Raw genomic sequence first — 15,783 nt, 5'->3', positions numbered from 1 at the left:
CCGTGGCGGGCCCATAGGAGACCTTCATGAGTGCTGTTCAAGCTTCGCAACGTGCCGTCCATGTGGTGGGCGTGGGCATGATCCCCTTCACAAAACCCGGTGCCAGCGAGCCCTACACGGTGATGGGCGCGCGCGCTGCGCGCCTGGCCCTGGACGATGCCGGTGTTGATTACGCCAAGGTGCAGCAGGCCTATGTGGGCTATGTGTACGGCGACTCGACGGCCGGGCAGGCGGCCCTTTATGGCGTGGGCCTGAGCGGCATCCCGGTGTTCAACCTGAACAACAACTGCTCCACGGGTTCCAGCGCGCTGTTCCTGGCGCGCCAGGCGGTGGCCAGCGGCATGGTCGAATGTGCCATTGCCCTGGGTTTCGAGCAGATGCAGCCCGGCGCGCTCAAGGGCGCCTGGGACGATCGCCCATCGCCGATGGCCCGCTTTGCCGAGGCCATGGATGCGCACCAGGGCTACGAACCCCAAACCCCGCGCGCCGCCCAGTTCTTTGGCGGTGCCGGGCGCGACTACATGCGCCAGTACGGTGCCCGGGCTGACACCTTTGGTCGCATCTCGGTCAAAGCCCGCCAGCATGCGGCACGCAACCCGCTGGCCCTGTTTCGCCAACCTTTGACCCTGGACGAGGTGATGGCCTCGGCCACGGTGTTCGATCCGCTCACGCGTTTTCAGTGCTGCCCGCCCACCTGCGGGGCGGCCGCAGCCGTGGTGTGTTCGGCCGACTTTGCCAAGCGGCACGGGTTGGACCAGCGTGTGGTGATCGCCGCCCAGGCCATGACCACCGACACCGGCAGCACCTTTGACAGTGACGACATGCGCAAGGTCGTGGGCTATGACATGAGCGCGGCGGCCGCGCGCCAGGTGTATGAGGCGGCCGGCATCGGCCCCGAAGACCTGGACGTGGTCGAGCTGCATGACTGCTTCACGGCCAACGAGCTGATCACCTACGAAGCCCTGGGCCTGACCCCTGAAGGCACGGCCGAGAAGTTCATCCTGGACGGTGACAACACCTATGGTGGCCGCATCGTCACCAACCCTTCGGGCGGTCTGCTGTCCAAGGGCCATCCGCTGGGCGCCACCGGCCTGGCGCAATGCACCGAGCTGGTGTGGCAGCTGCGTGGCCAGGCCGAGCAGCGCCAGGTCGAAGGCGCCCGCCTGGCGCTGCAGCACAACCTGGGCCTGGGCGGGGCCTGCGTGGTCACCCTGTACCAGGCGGTTTGAAGGGGCACCCACCATGATCGACAAGCAATTCATCGGGCATGTGATGCCCCGCTTCAGCGCCCTGGTCGAGGCCGGCCGACTGCGCTTCTTTGCCAAGGCCACCGGCCAGACCGATCCGATCTACAGCGACGAGGCCGCGGCGCATGCCGCTGGCCACCCTGGTCTGCCGGTGCCGCCCACCTTTCTGTTCTGCCTCGAAATGGAGTCGCCCGACCCGGCCGCCATCCGTGACCTGCTGGGCATGGACTACCGCACCCTGCTGCACGGTGAGCAGGGCTTCCACTACCACCGCATGGCCTATGCGGGCGACACGCTGACCTTTGAGCAGCGCATCGAAGACATCTACGACAAGAAAGGCGGGGCGCTGGAGTTCGTGGTGCGCGGCACCCGCGTGAGCAACCAACGCGACGAGCTGGTGGCCGAGCTGCGCGCCGTGACCGTGATCCGCAACCCGGTAGGAGCCTGAGATGAGTCTGCTTGCACGCTATGACGAGGTGAACGTGGGCGATGCCCTGCCTGAATTCGAAACCCCGCCCCTGACGCGCCACACGCTGGCCTTGTACTGCGGCGCCTCGGGTGACCACAACCCGATCCATGTCGACATCGACTTTGCCAAGGCCGCCGGCATGCCGGATGTGATCGCCCACGGCATGTTGTCCATGGCCTGGCTGGCCCGCGTGCTCACGAACTGGGTGCCGCAGAGCGCCTTGCGCGAGTACAGCGTGCGCTTTGCCGCCATGACCCAGGTGGGCGAGCGCATCCGCTGCGCGGGCCACATCACCGAGAAGTTCGAACGCCGGGGTGAGCGCTGCGTGCGCCTGGCCCTCAGCACCACCAACCCCGAGGGCGTGATCAAGCTGGCCGGTGAGGCCGTGATCGCCTTGCCCTGACATCTGAACCCTTGAAAGACCCCCTCATGAGCAATGCACTGAACAAACTGGCGGGCAAGGTGGCCCTGGTCTCCGGCTCGGGCCGCGGCATCGGACGCGAGATCGCCCTCAAGCTGGCCCGTGAAGGCGCCGCCGTGGTCATCAACGATCTGGACGAGGCCCCGGCCCGCCAGACCGTGGCCGAGATCGAGGCTGCAGGTGGGCGGGCCCTGGCCTGCGTGGGCAGCGTCACCGAGGCCGGCTTTGCCGAGCGCTTTGTCGCGGCGGCGGTCGACACCTATGGCGGGTTGGACATCATCGTCAACAACGCCGGCTACACCTGGGACAGCGTGGTTCAGAAGATGAGCGACGAGCAGTGGGACGCCATGTTGGCCGTGCACTTGACGGCCCCCTTCCGCATCCTGCGCGCCGCCTCGGGCTTCATCCGTGAAGCGAACCGGCGTGAAAGCGAAGAGGGGCGGGACGTGTTCCGCAAGGTGGTCAACATCTCCTCGACCTCGGGCGTGTACGGCAACGCCGGCCAGGCCAATTACGCGGCCGCCAAGGCGGGCATCAATGGCCTGACCAAGGCCATGGCCAAGGAGTGGGGGCGCTACAAGGTCAACGTCAACAGCGTGGCCTTTGGCCTGATCAAGACCCGCCTGACCGAGGCCGATGCCACCGCCGGCGCCAGCATCGACATCGCCGGCCAGCAGATCAAGGTGGGCGTGAACCCGCAGATCCTCAAGAACGCCGAGGCCCTGATCCCCCTGGGCCGCGGCGGTACCCCCGAAGAGGCCGCCGGTGCGGTGTACCTGTTCTGCATTTCCGAGTCGAACTACGTCAGCGGCCAGGTGCTGGTGTGCGGCGGCGGCCGGCCCTGAGGAGCCCACCATGGATGAGCAAAGCGTCTTGAGTTTTCCGCGCACCCTGTTCCGCGACGACCACGAGGCCTACCGCGAGACGGTGCGCCGCTTCGTGGCCCGCGAATGCCTGCCGCGCCAGGCCGAGTGGGACGAGGCCGGCCGGGTCGACCGCGAGACCTGGCTCAAGGCCGGCCGCGAAGGCCTGCTGTGCACCGCGATCAGCCCCGACTACGGTGGTGCCGGTGGTGATTTCGGCCACTGTGCCGTGCTGGTCGAAGAGGTGGCCCGCGCGGGTGCCAGCGGCCCCGGCTTTCACCTGCACTCCGACATCATCGCGCCCTACATCGAGCGCCTGGGCACCGAGGCCCAGAAGCAGCAATGGTTGCCGCGCTGCGCCAGCGGCGAGACCATCCTGGCCATCGCCATGAGCGAGCCCGGCGCCGGCAGCGACCTCAAGGCCATCCGCACCACGGCCCGCCGCGAGGGCGACGAGTATGTGATCAGCGGGGCCAAGACCTTCATCAGCAATGGCCTCAACTGCGACCTGGTGGTGCTGGTCGCCAAGACCCAGCCCGAGCTGGGCGCCAAGGGCACCTCGCTGATCCTGGTCGAGGCCGACCGGCCCGGCTTTCGCAAGGGCCGCAAGCTCGACAAGATGGGCTTGAAGGCGGCCGACACCGCCGAGCTGTTCTTTGACGACGTGCGGGTGCCGGTGAGCAACCTGCTGGGCGAAGAGGGCAAGGGCTTCAGCTACCTGATGACCGAGCTGGCCCAGGAGCGCCTGATCATCGCCATCGGCGCCGCCGCCAAGCTGGAGGCCATGCTGGCCGAGACCATCCGCTACACCAAGGAGCGCATGGTGTTTGGCAAGCCCCTGTTCGATTTTCAGAACACCCGCTTCAAGCTGGCCGAGATCAAGGCCCGGGCCACGGCGGTGCGCATGATGGTCGACCAGTACCTGGCCGAGCACCTGCGGCGCAAGCTCAGCCTGCAGGAGGCCGCCATCGCCAAGCTGTTCAGCACCGAAGAGCTGGGCCGCTGCCTCGATGAGTTGCTGCAGCTGTATGGCGGCTACGGATACATGATGGAGTACCCCATCTGCCGGGCCTACGTGGACTCGCGCGTCAACCGCATCTACGGCGGCACCAGCGAGGTCATGAAAGAGCTGATCTCGCGCACGCTCTGAACCTGGAACATCGCCATGTTCAAGCCCAGGCGCGCTCGATCCTCACAGCAGGCCCAGCCACTGGCCCCACACCTGCTGGCCCAGGTAGCGCTGGGGCAACAGCGTGAACACACCGGCGCCCACGCAGGCCATCCAGTACAGCGACTGCATGCAGCGCCGGTGGCCGCTGATGTTGCGCCGGGCCAGAAACCAGAAGGCCCCGAACAGGCCCGAGAAACACACCGGCACCAGCAGGTGGATGGGGGTGTAGCCGGCCAGATTGGGCAGGCTGAAATCGCGGATGAACAGGGCCGAGCTGGCCGTGATCAGCATCAGCGTGACCCAGGCATAGCCCGCGGCGCGGTGCAGCCAGGGGCGTTGCGTGTGGCCTTGACGGGCCCACAGCGCGACCGGGCCCAGGGCCAGGGCGCCCAGGGCCGCACTCAGGTGGATGGCGATGGTGGGTGTGAGTTGCATGGCAGATCAGGGGTTTCAACAGCAGATGGCCCGCAGTGTGCGGGGCTGTTGCGCCGCTGGCATCTGCTTTTCGACCACTTGCCTTTGCGCTTCGCCAGATGCCTGGATGGCAGCGCCAAACGTCTGAATTTCAAGCCGGTGACCGAGCGCCTGGGCAGCACGCCTGACGCGCGACTCAACTTTCAGGAGGTCCTTTGATGCATCCCCGAATCCATGCCCGCACCCAGCCCGATAAAGCCGCCCTGGTGATGGCCGACAGCGGCCAGCGCCTGAGTTATGCCGAACTGGACGCCCGCGCCAACCAGGTGGCCCACCTGCTGCGTGCCCGGGGTCTGAAGGCGGGTGACCACATTGCCCTGCTGCTGGAGAACCAGTTGGGCTTCTTCGAGCTGTGCTGGGGCGCCCAGCGCGCCGGCATCATCTACACGGCAATGAGCACCCGGCTCAAGGTGGCCGAGGCGGCCTACATCCTCGACAACTGCCAGGCCCGTCTGTTGGTGAGCTCTCAGGCCCTGGCAGCCCAGGCCGCCGAGCTGCTGCCCCACATCCCAGGTGTGGGCACCCGGCTGATGATCGACGGCACCGTGCCCGGCTTCGAGTCCTACGAGGCGGCGCTGGCGGCCCAGCCGACCACACCGATCGCCGACGAGACTGCGGGCGGCGACATGCTGTACTCCTCCGGCACCACCGGCTACCCCAAGGGCGTGTTCGTGCCGCCCGATTCGCCCGAGGTCGAGGCCGTGCCCGCCCTCACCGGCATCTGCCAGCGCGTGTTCGGCATGGCGGGCGACACCGTCTACCTGTCGCCTGCGCCGCTGTACCACGCGGCTCCGATGCGCTTTTGCATGAGCGTGATGCGCCTGGGCGGCACCGTGGTGGTGATGGAGCACTTCGACCCCGAGCGCTACCTGGCCGCGGTGCAGCAGCACCGGGCGACCCACACCCAGGTGGTGCCCACCATGTTCGTGCGCCTGCTCAAGCTCAGCGAGGCGCAGCGCCAGGCCTTTGATGTGTCTTCGCTGCGCGTGGCCATCCATGCGGCCGCGCCGTGCCCCATTCCCGTCAAGCAGCAGATGATTGCCTGGTGGGGGCCGGTGCTGTGGGAGTACTACGCCGGCACCGAAGGCAATGGCATGACCCTGGTCGGCTCGGCCGACTGGCTGACCCACCCCGGCACGGTGGGCCGCGCCGTGATTGGCCAGTTGCGCATCTGCGACGAGTTGGGCGAGCCGGTACCCACGGGCGAGACCGGCACCGTGTACTTTGCCGAGGGCAAGCCCTTTGCGTACCACAACGACCCGGCCAAGACCGCTGAATCGACCAACGCCCGCGGCTGGACCACCTTGGGCGATGTGGGGCATGTCGATGCCGAAGGCTATCTGTACCTGACCGATCGCAAGGCCTACATGATCATCTCGGGCGGGGTCAACATCTACCCGCAAGAGGTCGAGAACCTGTTGGTCACCCATCCCCTGGTCATGGATGTGGCCGTGCTGGGCGTGCCCAACGAGGAGTTTGGCGAAGAGGTCAAGGCGGTGGTTCAACCCCGCGACATGGCCCAGGCCGGCCCCGCCCTGGCCGCCGAGCTGATCGCCTTTTGCCAGCAGCACCTGTCGCACGTCAAGTGCCCGCGCTCGGTCGACTTCGAGGCCGAGTTGCCGCGCCACCCCACCGGCAAGCTCTACAAGCGCCTGCTGCGCGATCGCTACTGGGCCGGCCATGCCAACCGGCTGGTCTGAGCCCGCCGCCGCACCCAGAGCGCACGACCTCCAGGAGACCCTGTCTTGAATGCACCGATCCCAGCACCCCACCTCCGGCATTGGCCGCCCGGCGTGCCGCACGCATTTCGCCCCAGCGCCGTGGGCCTCAGCCACTACCTGGAGGTGGCCGCCCAGCGCTACCCGGACAAGCCTGCGCTGCTGTTCTGTGGACAGAGCCTCTCCTACGGTGCGCTGCATCGGCGGGTGAACGCCCTGGCTGCCTGGCTGAACCGCCGGTTGGGCGTGCAGCCTGGCGACCGGGTGCTGCTGATGAGCCAGAACTGCCCCCAGTACGTGCTGGCCTACCACGCCGTGTTGCGCCTGGGCGCCGTGGTGGTGCCGGTCAACCCCATGAGCACCCCCTCTGAGTTGCAATGGTTTCAACAGGACACCGGCGCCCGCGTGGCCTTGTTGGCGCAAGAGTTGCTGCCCCGTCTGCAGCCCCTGCTGCAGGCAGGCGCCATTGACGCTGCCGTGGTCCATGCCTATGCCGATGCCATGCACCCGGCCGAGGTGGGGGCCCCGGGCTCGCCCTGGCCCGAGCCCTTCCACCAGCCGCGCCAGGCCCTGCAGGGCCCGGGCCTGTACGGACTGGAGGAAGCCCTGAGCCAGGCCGTGGCGCAGGGCTGGCAGCCGGATTGGCTGCACCCCGGCCCCGAGGCCCTGGCGGTGCTGCCCTACACCTCGGGCACCACCGGCCACCCCAAGGGCTGCATGCACACCCATGGCACGGTGCTGGCGTCCAACCTGGCCTCCCAGGTGTGGCGCAGCCTGCATGCCGATTCGGTGTTTTTGAGCGTGGCCCCGCTGTTCCACATGCTGGGCATGCAAAACGGCATGAACATGCCGCTCACCCTGGGTGCCACCCTGGTCATGATGCCGCGCTGGCACGCGCCCAGCGCCGCGCGCCTGATCGAGCAACACCGCGTCTCGGTCTGGACCGCGCCGCCCAGCATGGTGATCGAGTTCTTCGCCCAGCCCGACGTGATGGCCCGCGACCTCAGCAGCCTGAGCCTGCTCTCAGGCGGCGGCGCCGCCATGCCCGAGGCCGTGGCCACCCTGCTGGCCGATCGCTTCGGGCTGGCCTACAACGAGGCCTACGGCCTGTCCGAGACCGCGGCCTTTCTGCATGCCAACCCGCTGCACCGCGGCAAGCGCCAATGCCTGGGCGTGCCCACGCAGGGGGTGGTGTCGCGCATCGTCGACCCGGCCACGGGCCAGGACCTGCCCGCGGGCGAGGTGGGTGAGCTGGTCACCAGCGGCCCGCAGCTGATGCTGGGTTACTGGCGCAATGCAGCAGCCACCGAGGCCGCTTTTTTTGAGCGCGACGGCCTGCGCTTCTTCCGCACCGGCGACCTGGCCAGCGTGGACGAAGACGGGTACTACTTCATGCGCGACCGCCTCAAACGCATGATCAATGCCTCGGGCTTCAAGGTCTGGCCGGCCGAGGTGGAAAGCGCGCTGTACGAGCACCCGGCCATCTTCGAAGCCTGCGTGATCGCCGTGGACGACCCCAAGCGCGGCGAGACCGTCAAGGCCCTGGTGGTGTTGCGACCCGGTCATGAGGCCGCCCTGAGCGCCGAGCAGCTCACGGCCTGGGCACGCGAGCGCATGTCGGCCTACAAGGTGCCGCGCCTGGTCGAGTTTGTGCCGGCCCTGCCCAAGTCGGGCACCGGCAAGATTTTGTGGCGCGAATTGCAAGAGGCGCACCGGCACAGCGTCGGCGCCAAGCCGGCCCCATCCCAGGCAGAACTTCAGGAGACCCCATGAACCCCGACAACTTCGAGCGCATCCGCTTTGCCGTGCGCGATCAGGTGGCCACGCTCACGCTGCACAACCCCGAGCGGCGCAATGCCTTCGACCCCGCCATGCGCGAGGAAATGCGCCAGGTGGTGGCTCATCTGCGCGCCGACCCAGGTATCCGCGCCCTGGTGCTGACCGGGGCCGGTGACCACTTCTGTGCCGGCGGTGATCTGCGCAACATCGCCACCGTGGGCCTGGACAACGCCGGCTGGCGCGCCCGCCTGCAAAGCCTGCACGACTGGCTCAAGGAACTGATCACGCTCGACCGCCCCGTGATTGCCGCGGTCGATGGGGCCGCCTATGGCGCTGGCTTCAGCTTGGCCCTGCTGGCCGACTTTGTGATTGCAACCCCCCGGGCGCGCTTTTGCATGTCTTTCATGCGCGTGGGCCTGGTGCCCGACTGCGCGGCCTTCTACACCTTGCCCCGCATCGTGGGCGTGCAGCGCGCCCGCGAGCTGATGCTGTCGGCCCGCGAGGTCGATGCGGCCGAGGCCCTGCGCCTGGGCATTGCCATGGAGCTGCAGCCGCCCGAGCAGCTGCAGGCCCGGGCCCAGGCCCTGGCAGCCAGCTTTGTGCAGGCCTCGCCCATGGCGGTGGCCCTGGTCAAGCGCACCCTGTCCGCGCCCGGGCACGACCTGCCCACCCTGCTGGAGATGGAGGCCAACGCCCAGGCCCTGGCCATGGGCACCGAGGCGCATCGCGTGGCGGTGCAGCGCTTTCTCGACAAGCAGCCGGCGCTGTTCCAGTGGCCGGCACAGGCGGCGTCCTGATCCTATTTTTTGACTGACATCCCAGCAACCCAAGGAGAACAACATGAATCCAAACAACCCGTCCCGCATGGTCGAAGGCAAAGTGGTGGTGGTCACTGGCGCAGGGGGCGGCATTGGCCGCGACATCGCCCTGGCCATGGCCCGTGAAGGGGCCCGCGTGGTGGTCAACGACATCGGTGCCTCGGTTGCAGGCGAGGGCAACGACGCCGGCCCTGCCCAGAAGGTGGTGGACGAGATCCGCGCCCTGGGCGGCGAGGCGGTGGCCAGCACCGACAGCGTGAGCGATGCGACCAGCGCCGGTCGCATCGTGCAGGCGGCGCTCGATAGCTTTGGTCGCATCGACGTGGTGGTCAACAACGCCGGCATCCTGCGCGACCGCTTCTTCCACAAGATGAGCCTGGATGAGTGGGACGCCGTCATCAAGGTGCATCTGTACGGCGCCTACTACGTGAGCCGCGCGGCCTCCACCCACTTCAAGGAGCAGGGTTCGGGCAACTACATCCACATGACCTCCACCTCGGGGCTGATCGGCAATTTTGGCCAGGCCAACTACTCGGCCGCCAAGCTGGGCATCGCGGCGCTGTCCAAGTCCATCGCGCTCGACATGCAGAAGTTCAATGTGCGCAGTAACTGCATCGCGCCCTTTGCCTGGAGCCGCATGATCGGCAGCATCCCCACCGAGACCGACGCCGAAAAGGCCCGGGTGGAGCGCATCAAGCAGATGACGCCGGCCAAGATCGCGCCACTGGCCGTGTGCCTGGCCAGCGATGAATCCTCGTATGCCAATGGCCAGATCTTTGCCGTGCGCAACAACGAGATCTTCCTGATCAGCCAGCCGCGGCCCGTGCGCTCGGTGCACCGCAGCGAGGGCTGGACGCCCGAGAGCGTGGCCAGCCACGCACTGCCCGCCCTGAAGGCCATGTTCTACCCCCTGGACCGCTCGGGTGACGTGTTCACCTGGGACCCGATCTAAAGCCCCCACCCTTGCAAGGAGCCCAACATGAGTGAGCAACGCCAGGGCGTTCAGGCCCGGCATCAGGCCTGGCTGGACCAGGGCCGTTTCATGATCCAGCGCTGCGCCGCCTGCGGCCAGCATGTGTACTTTCCGCGCGAAGTCTGCCCGCATTGCGGCGCCGCCGACCCCGAGTGGGTGGCGCCCTCCGGCCAGGGCACGGTGTATTCCGCCACGGTGGTGCGCCGAAAGCCCGAGGCCGGTGGGGACTACAACGTCTGCCTGATCGACCTCGATGAAGGCGTGCGTCTGATGAGCCGCGTCGAGCGGCAGCCCGCGGACTCGGTGCAGGTGGGCCAGCGGGTGAAGGCCCGTGTTCTGCAGGCTGAGGGGCAGGGCGGCATCGTGGTGTTCGACCCGATCGAAGAGCCGGCTGCGACAACGCCTGTCCCGGTGCCGAGCGGACCTGCCAGGCCTTCCGCTCCGACCGTGCACACGCCGCCGGCCTTGAGGGCCTTGCGTGGCAGTGCCGTCATCGCCGGGGTGGCCACGTTTGGCTGTGGTGAGGCCACCGGCTTCACCGAGATGGAGGTGCTGGCCCACGCCGCCCGCGCCGCCGTGGCCGATGCCGGGCTGACGATGCGCGACATCGACGGCCTGTGCACGGCCAGCGTGTTGTCCACCATGTGGCCCATGCCCGTCACCGAGTACCTGGGCCTGAACCCGCGCTACATCAACGGCACCATGGTGGGGGGCTCCAGCTTCGTGGCCCACCTGCTGCCCGCCATGATGGCCTTGCAGGCCGGCCAGTGCAACGCGGTGCTGGTCTGCTACGGCAGCACCCAGCGCACGGCCACCTTTGGCCGCAGCGAGATTGCCAAGGCCCGCCGCGTGATGGACCCGCAGCCCTTTGAAGCGCCTTACGAGCCCATGCAGCCGCTGTCGGCCTATGCGCTGGCGGCGCGGCGCCACATGCACCAGTACGGCACCACCCGCCGAGACCTGGCCGAGGTGGCCGTGGCGGCCCGGGCCTGGGCGCAGCTCAACCCCGAGGCCTTCATGCGCGACCCGCTGAGCATCGACGACGTGCTCAAGGCCCGCAGGGTGTCCGATCCCCTCTCGGTGCGCGACTGCTGCCTGGTCACCGACGGTGGTGGGGCTTTCGTGCTGACCCGCGCCGACCGGGCCGCGAGCCTGCCCCGCAAGCCCGTCTATGTGCTGGGCAATGCCACCGCCAACTGGAACCGCCAGATCTCGTCCATGCACGACCTGACGGTGACGGCAGCCAGCCAGTCGGGCCGCGAGGCCTTTGCCATGGCCGGCCTGACGCCGAAGGACATGGGCGTGCTGCAGCTGTACGACGCCTTCACCATCAACACCCTGCTGTTCCTCGAAGACCTGGGCTTCTGCCCCAAGGGCGAAGGCGGGCGCTTTGTGCAGGACGGCGCCATCGCCCCGGGCGGGCGCCTGCCGGTCAACACCAACGGGGGCGGCCTGTCGTGCGTGCACCCGGGCATGTACGGCATCTTCACCCTGATCGAGGCCGTGCGGCAGTTGCGCGGCGAAGCCGGTGCCCGCCAGGTGCCCGGCGTGGCCACCGCCCTGGCCCATGGCAATGGCGGCACCTTGTCGAGCCAGGCCACCGCCATCCTGGGCACGGCCGACGCGCTGTGACCCCCAACCCGAGAAGCACCCCATGATCCGAGACCCCCAAACCTTCCAGGCCCTGCTCGATTCCGTCACCCGCTTCACCCGTGAGCGCCTGGTGCCGGCCGAGAACGAAGTGGCCGAAACCGATGCCATCCCCTCCGCCATCGTGCAGGAGATGCGTGACATGGGCCTGTTCGGCCTGACCATCCCCGAGGCCTATGGCGGCCTGGAGCTGACCATGGAGGAAGAGGTGCGTGTGCTCTTCGAGCTGTGCCAGACCTCGCCCGCCTTCCGCTCGGTGATCGGCACCACCGTGGGCATCGGCTCGCAGGGCATCCTGATGGACGGCACGCCCGAGCAGCAGGCCGAGTACCTGCCGCGCCTGGCCACCGGCGAGCTGATGGCCTCGTTTGCGTTGACCGAGCCCGATGCCGGCAGCGATGCCGCCTCGCTGCGCACCACCGCGATCAAAGGGGTGGACAGCGAGGGCGAGCACTACCTCGTCAACGGCAGCAAGCGCTACATCACCAACGCCCCGCAGGCCGGCATCTTCACGCTGATGGCGCGCACCAACCCGGCCGACAAGGGCGCGGGCGGGGTGTCGGCCTTCATCGTCGATGCCCACTCGCCGGGCATCAGCCTGGGCCGGATCGACCGCAAGATGGGCCAGAAGGGCGCCCACACCTGCGATGTGATCTTTGACAACGTGCGCGTGCCGGCCCGCCAGTTGATCGGTGGGGTGGAGGGGCGGGGCTTCAAGACCGCCATGAAAGTGCTCGACAAGGGCCGCATCCACCTGGCGGCCGTGTGCGTGGGCGTGGCCCGGCGCATCCTGGCCGATGCCCTGCGCTACGCGGTCGAGCGCCAGCAGTTCGGCCAGCCGATCGCCGAGTTTCAATTGGTGCAGGCCATGCTGGCCGATAGCCAGACCGAGCTGTACGCCGCCGAGTGCATGGTGATCGACGCGGCGCGACGCCGTGACGAAGGCCGCAACGTGTCCACCGAGGCTGCCTGCTGCAAATTGTTTGCCAGCGAGATGTGTGGCCGCGTGGCCGATCGTGCGGTGCAGATCCTGGGCGGGGCCGGTTACCTGGCCGAGTACGGCATCGAGCGCTTCTACCGCGACGTGCGCCTGTTCCGCCTGTACGAGGGCACCAGCCAGATCCAGCAGATCGTGATCGCCCGCAACATGGTGCGCGAGGCCCGCGCATGAAGTCCGGGCTGGCTGAGCGCTCTGGCCCGGGCGACACCGGCCCGCAGCCCGGCAGCCCCGAGGCGGCCATCGACATCGCCACCGACATCGCCACCGACACCCGCGCGTTGTTCGCCCGGGTGGCGTTCAACCACCTGCTGGGCCTGCAGCGCGAGTTCGCCGAGGGTGGGGTGGCCCGGCTGTCGCTTGATCTGCGCCCCGAGCTGACCAACAACTTCGGGGTGGTGCATGGCGGCGTGCTGATGTCGCTGATGGACAGCGCCATGTCGAGTGCAGCGCTATCGGCCACGGGCTTTCAGAAGGCGGTGGTCACGATCGACATGAGCACCAGCTTTCACCGCCCCGGGCGTGGCCGCCTGCTGGCCCACGCCACTTGCCAAGGCGGGGGGCGCTCGGTGTGCTTTTGCGAGGCCCGGGTGGAAGACGCCAGCGGCCAGGTGGTGGCCCGCGCCATGGGCACCTTCCGCTACGTGCGGGTCTGAATTCAAGAAATACAACGGAGACAAGACATGCCGACATTCTTCTCAAGGTCGCGGCGCTGGCTGCTGGCGCTGGGCAGCCTGAGCCCCCTGTTGCTGAGCACGCCAGTGCAGGCACAGGGCGGTGGGCAGCCCATCCGCCTGGTGGTGGGCTATGCGGCGGGCGGCCCGGTGGACGCCACGGCGCGGCTGTTCGCGCCCGCGCTGTCCAAAGAGCTGGGCCAGCCCGTGGTGGTAGAAAACCGCCCCGGCGCCGCCGGCAGCATGGGCGGCGATGCCGTGGCCAAGGCGGCCCCGAACGGGCTGCTGCTGTACTTTGGCGCCAGCCCCACGCTGACCATCAGCCCGCACATCCTCAAGTCCATGCCCTTTGACGTGAGCAAGGACCTGACGGCCATCGCACCCCTGGTGAGCTACACCAACGTGCTGGTGATCAACAAGGACCAGCCCTTCAAGACCTTGCCCGAACTGGTGGCCTACGCCCGGGCCCATCCGGGCAAGCTGGCTTATGGTTCGGCCGGCATGGGGGCGTCGAACCACCTCAGCGGCGAGCTGTTCGCCCTGCGCGCCGGCATCAAGCTGACCCACGTGCCCTACAAGGGCAATGCGCCCGCCATGACCGATGTGATCGGGGGCCAGCTCAGCATGATGTTCGACATCATCGGCAGCGCCCGCAACTACATCAGCACCCAGCGCGTGCGGCCGCTGGCCGTCACTTCGCGCGAGCGCAACCCCTCGCTGCCCGAGGTGCCCACCATGGTCGAGTCGGGCATCGCCGACTACGACGTGGGTGGCTGGTACGGCCTCTACGGCCCGGCCCGCATGGCGCCCGAGCTGGTGACCCGCCTCAATGAGGCCACCCGCCGGGCCCTGGCCCAGGACGAGCTCAAGGCCAAGCTGATCGAGCAGGGCTACGACCTGTGGACCGGCAACCCGCAGCTGCTGGCCGAGCGTGCGGCCCGCGATCTGGCCCTGTGGGGCACGGTGGCCAAGGGCATCCAGGTGGAATGAGTGGCCATGACGACACCCTCTCGACTTCATCACCTGTTTGACCAACGCCTGGCGGCCACGCCTGAGGCGGTGTTCCTGCACCTGCCCGACCACACGCTGAGCTATGCCCAACTGGGCACGATGGTGGACACCCTGCAGGCCGAGTTGCTGGCCCAGGGCGTACAGCCCGGCGACCGCGTGCTGGCGGTCGCCGAGAACTGCCCCGAGCACGTGGCCCTGGTGCTGGCCTGCAGCCGCGTGGGCGCCTGGTCCTGCGGCGTCAACGCCCGCATGGCGCGCGGCGAGATCGAGGCTTTTGTGGCCAAGGCCGATCCGCGGCTGGTCTACTTCACCCGCGAGGTGGGCAGCGCCGCCCGCGAGCACGGCGAGCACCTGGGCGCCCAGCCCTCGGCCCTGGCGGGCCTGAGCCGCACGCCCCGGCGCGACCAGGCCACCCCCGAACCGGCTCCGCTGGCCGAGCAGGTGGCGGCCATCATCTTCACCTCGGGCACCACCGGGGCGCCCAAGGGCGTGCTGGTGTCGCATGCCGGGCTGTTGCAGTTTGCCCGCGTGTCGGCCGAGTCGCGGGCCTTGACGCCGGCGGATCGTTCGTACGCCTGTGTGCCCATGACCCACATCTTCGGTCTGGGCACGGTGCTGGCGGCTTCGCTGCATGCGGGTGCCGCCCTGGTCATGCGCAGCCGCTTTGATCCGGCCGATGCCTTGCAGGCGCTGGCCTTGCACCAGGTGTCCAACCTGCAGGGCCCGCCGGCCCTGTTCACGCGGCTGCTCGCCTACCTCGACGAGCAGGGCCTGGTGGGCATGCCCCCATCGCCCGCGCTGCGCTATGTCTACACCGGGGCCGCACCGCTGGACCTGCCGCTGAAGAACGCGGTGCAGGACCGCTTTGGCCAGCCGCTGCACCACGGCTATGGCCTGTCGGAGTACGCGGGGGCGGCCTGCCTGGTGCGCCGAGGCCAGTGGCGCGAAGACACCGCCGCCGGCGTGCCGGTGGAAGGGGCCGAGTGCCGCATCGTGGACGACGCCGGGCGCGAGCTGCCGGCGGGCGAGACCGGCGAGATCTGGTTGCGCGGCGTGGGCCTGATGCCGGGTTATTTTCGCGACCCGGGGGCCACCGCCCAGGTGATGCGCGAGGGCGGCTGGTACGCCACCGGCGACCTGGGTCGCATCGGGCCTGACGGTGCGCTGCATGTGGTGGGGCGGCTCAAGGAGATGATCATCCGCTCGGGCTTCAATGTGTACCCGGGCGAGGTCGAGAACGTGCTCAACCAGCACCCCAGCGTGCAGCGCTCGGCCGTGGTGGGCCGCAAAGAGGCCGACGGCAACGAGACCGTGCTGGCCTTTGTCGAGACCGTGGGCGGGCAGCCCCTGAGCGAGGCCGACCACGCCAGCCTGCTGGCCTTGATCCGGGACCAGCTGGCCCCCTACAAGCGCCCCGCCAGCATCACCGCCATCGAGGCCTTGCCGATGACGCACAGCGGCAAGGTGCTCAAGCGCGCCCTGCTGGACCAACCCGCCCCCGTCTGAACCCCAGGAGAA

The 15,783-nt window shown here is 68.5% G+C and carries 15 protein-coding genes and 1 pseudogene; 15 read left to right on the top strand and 1 reads right to left on the bottom strand.

The window, feature by feature from the left end; genetic code table 11:
• Positions 1-26 precede the first annotated feature (26 nt).
• The 5 genes from AC07VS_RS07705 to AC07VS_RS07685 are packed head-to-tail and all read left to right on the top strand — an operon-like array spanning position 27 to position 4,150.
• Positions 27-1,229: a lipid-transfer protein gene (locus tag AC07VS_RS07705; protein WP_492346255.1), complete on the top strand. Its 1,203-nt coding sequence runs from the start codon at positions 27-29 to the stop codon at positions 1,227-1,229.
• Positions 1,230-1,242: 13 nt separating this feature from the next.
• Positions 1,243-1,695, top strand: a complete 453-nt coding sequence (locus AC07VS_RS07700) for a MaoC family dehydratase N-terminal domain-containing protein (RefSeq protein ID WP_494657537.1) — start codon at positions 1,243-1,245, stop codon at positions 1,693-1,695.
• 1 nt (position 1,696) lies between these two features.
• Positions 1,697-2,119 (top strand): MaoC family dehydratase, encoded by a 423-nt coding sequence (locus AC07VS_RS07695; RefSeq protein ID WP_492346257.1) that lies wholly within the window; start codon positions 1,697-1,699, stop codon positions 2,117-2,119.
• 26 nt (positions 2,120-2,145) lie between these two features.
• Positions 2,146-2,982: an SDR family NAD(P)-dependent oxidoreductase gene (locus AC07VS_RS07690; RefSeq protein WP_494750613.1), complete on the top strand. Its 837-nt coding sequence runs from the start codon at positions 2,146-2,148 to the stop codon at positions 2,980-2,982.
• Positions 2,983-2,992: 10 nt separating this feature from the next.
• Complete coding sequence (locus AC07VS_RS07685) at positions 2,993-4,150, top strand: acyl-CoA dehydrogenase family protein (protein WP_492346259.1); 1,158 nt, start codon at positions 2,993-2,995, stop codon at positions 4,148-4,150.
• A gap of 42 nt (positions 4,151-4,192) precedes the next feature.
• On the opposite strand, the gene AC07VS_RS07680 is transcribed toward AC07VS_RS07685, so the two are convergent.
• A complete protein-coding gene (locus tag AC07VS_RS07680) occupies positions 4,193-4,606 on the bottom strand; it encodes a DUF2306 domain-containing protein (protein ID WP_492346260.1) in 414 nt (137 codons plus the stop codon).
• A 197-nt stretch (positions 4,607-4,803) separates the two neighbouring features.
• On the opposite strand from AC07VS_RS07680, the gene AC07VS_RS07675 reads away from it, so the two are divergent.
• From AC07VS_RS07675 to AC07VS_RS07630, 10 genes and pseudogenes are all read left to right on the top strand, one after another.
• A complete protein-coding gene (locus AC07VS_RS07675; protein WP_494750612.1) occupies positions 4,804-6,345 on the top strand; it encodes an AMP-binding protein in 1,542 nt (513 codons plus the stop codon).
• Between the two features lie 45 nt (positions 6,346-6,390).
• Positions 6,391-8,136 (top strand): long-chain-fatty-acid--CoA ligase, encoded by a 1,746-nt coding sequence (locus AC07VS_RS07670; RefSeq protein WP_494750611.1) that lies wholly within the window; start codon positions 6,391-6,393, stop codon positions 8,134-8,136.
• A complete protein-coding gene (locus AC07VS_RS07665) occupies positions 8,133-8,939 on the top strand; it encodes an enoyl-CoA hydratase/isomerase family protein (protein WP_494750610.1) in 807 nt (268 codons plus the stop codon). Before AC07VS_RS07670 ends, AC07VS_RS07665 begins: the two co-directional genes overlap by 4 nt.
• A 67-nt stretch (positions 8,940-9,006) precedes the next feature.
• The gene (locus AC07VS_RS07660) at positions 9,007-9,912 is read left to right on the top strand and encodes an SDR family NAD(P)-dependent oxidoreductase (RefSeq protein WP_492346658.1); all 906 of its coding nucleotides are present in this window, start codon (positions 9,007-9,009) and stop codon (positions 9,910-9,912) included.
• Positions 9,913-9,939: 27 nt separating this feature from the next.
• A pseudogene (locus tag AC07VS_RS07655) lies at positions 9,940-10,254 on the top strand (Zn-ribbon domain-containing OB-fold protein); the annotation flags it as partial.
• A 126-nt stretch (positions 10,255-10,380) separates the two neighbouring features.
• Positions 10,381-11,565: a thiolase family protein gene (locus tag AC07VS_RS07650; RefSeq protein WP_494657557.1), complete on the top strand. Its 1,185-nt coding sequence runs from the start codon at positions 10,381-10,383 to the stop codon at positions 11,563-11,565.
• 22 nt (positions 11,566-11,587) lie between these two features.
• Positions 11,588-12,754: an acyl-CoA dehydrogenase family protein gene (locus tag AC07VS_RS07645; protein ID WP_494750609.1), complete on the top strand. Its 1,167-nt coding sequence runs from the start codon at positions 11,588-11,590 to the stop codon at positions 12,752-12,754.
• Entirely contained in the window at positions 12,751-13,236 is a 486-nt protein-coding gene (locus tag AC07VS_RS07640) for a PaaI family thioesterase (protein WP_494750608.1), read from the top strand. Before AC07VS_RS07645 ends, AC07VS_RS07640 begins: the two co-directional genes overlap by 4 nt.
• Positions 13,237-13,263: 27 nt before the next feature.
• Positions 13,264-14,244 (top strand): Bug family tripartite tricarboxylate transporter substrate binding protein, encoded by a 981-nt coding sequence (locus tag AC07VS_RS07635; protein ID WP_492346266.1) that lies wholly within the window; start codon positions 13,264-13,266, stop codon positions 14,242-14,244.
• A 6-nt stretch (positions 14,245-14,250) separates the two neighbouring features.
• Positions 14,251-15,771, top strand: a complete 1,521-nt coding sequence (locus tag AC07VS_RS07630; protein WP_492346267.1) for a class I adenylate-forming enzyme family protein — start codon at positions 14,251-14,253, stop codon at positions 15,769-15,771.
• Positions 15,772-15,783: the final 12 nt, after the last annotated feature.

Source organism: Curvibacter sp. GW821-FHT01G03 (assembly GCF_059422285.1).
This window is presented reverse-complemented; position numbering and strand designations above follow the sequence as displayed.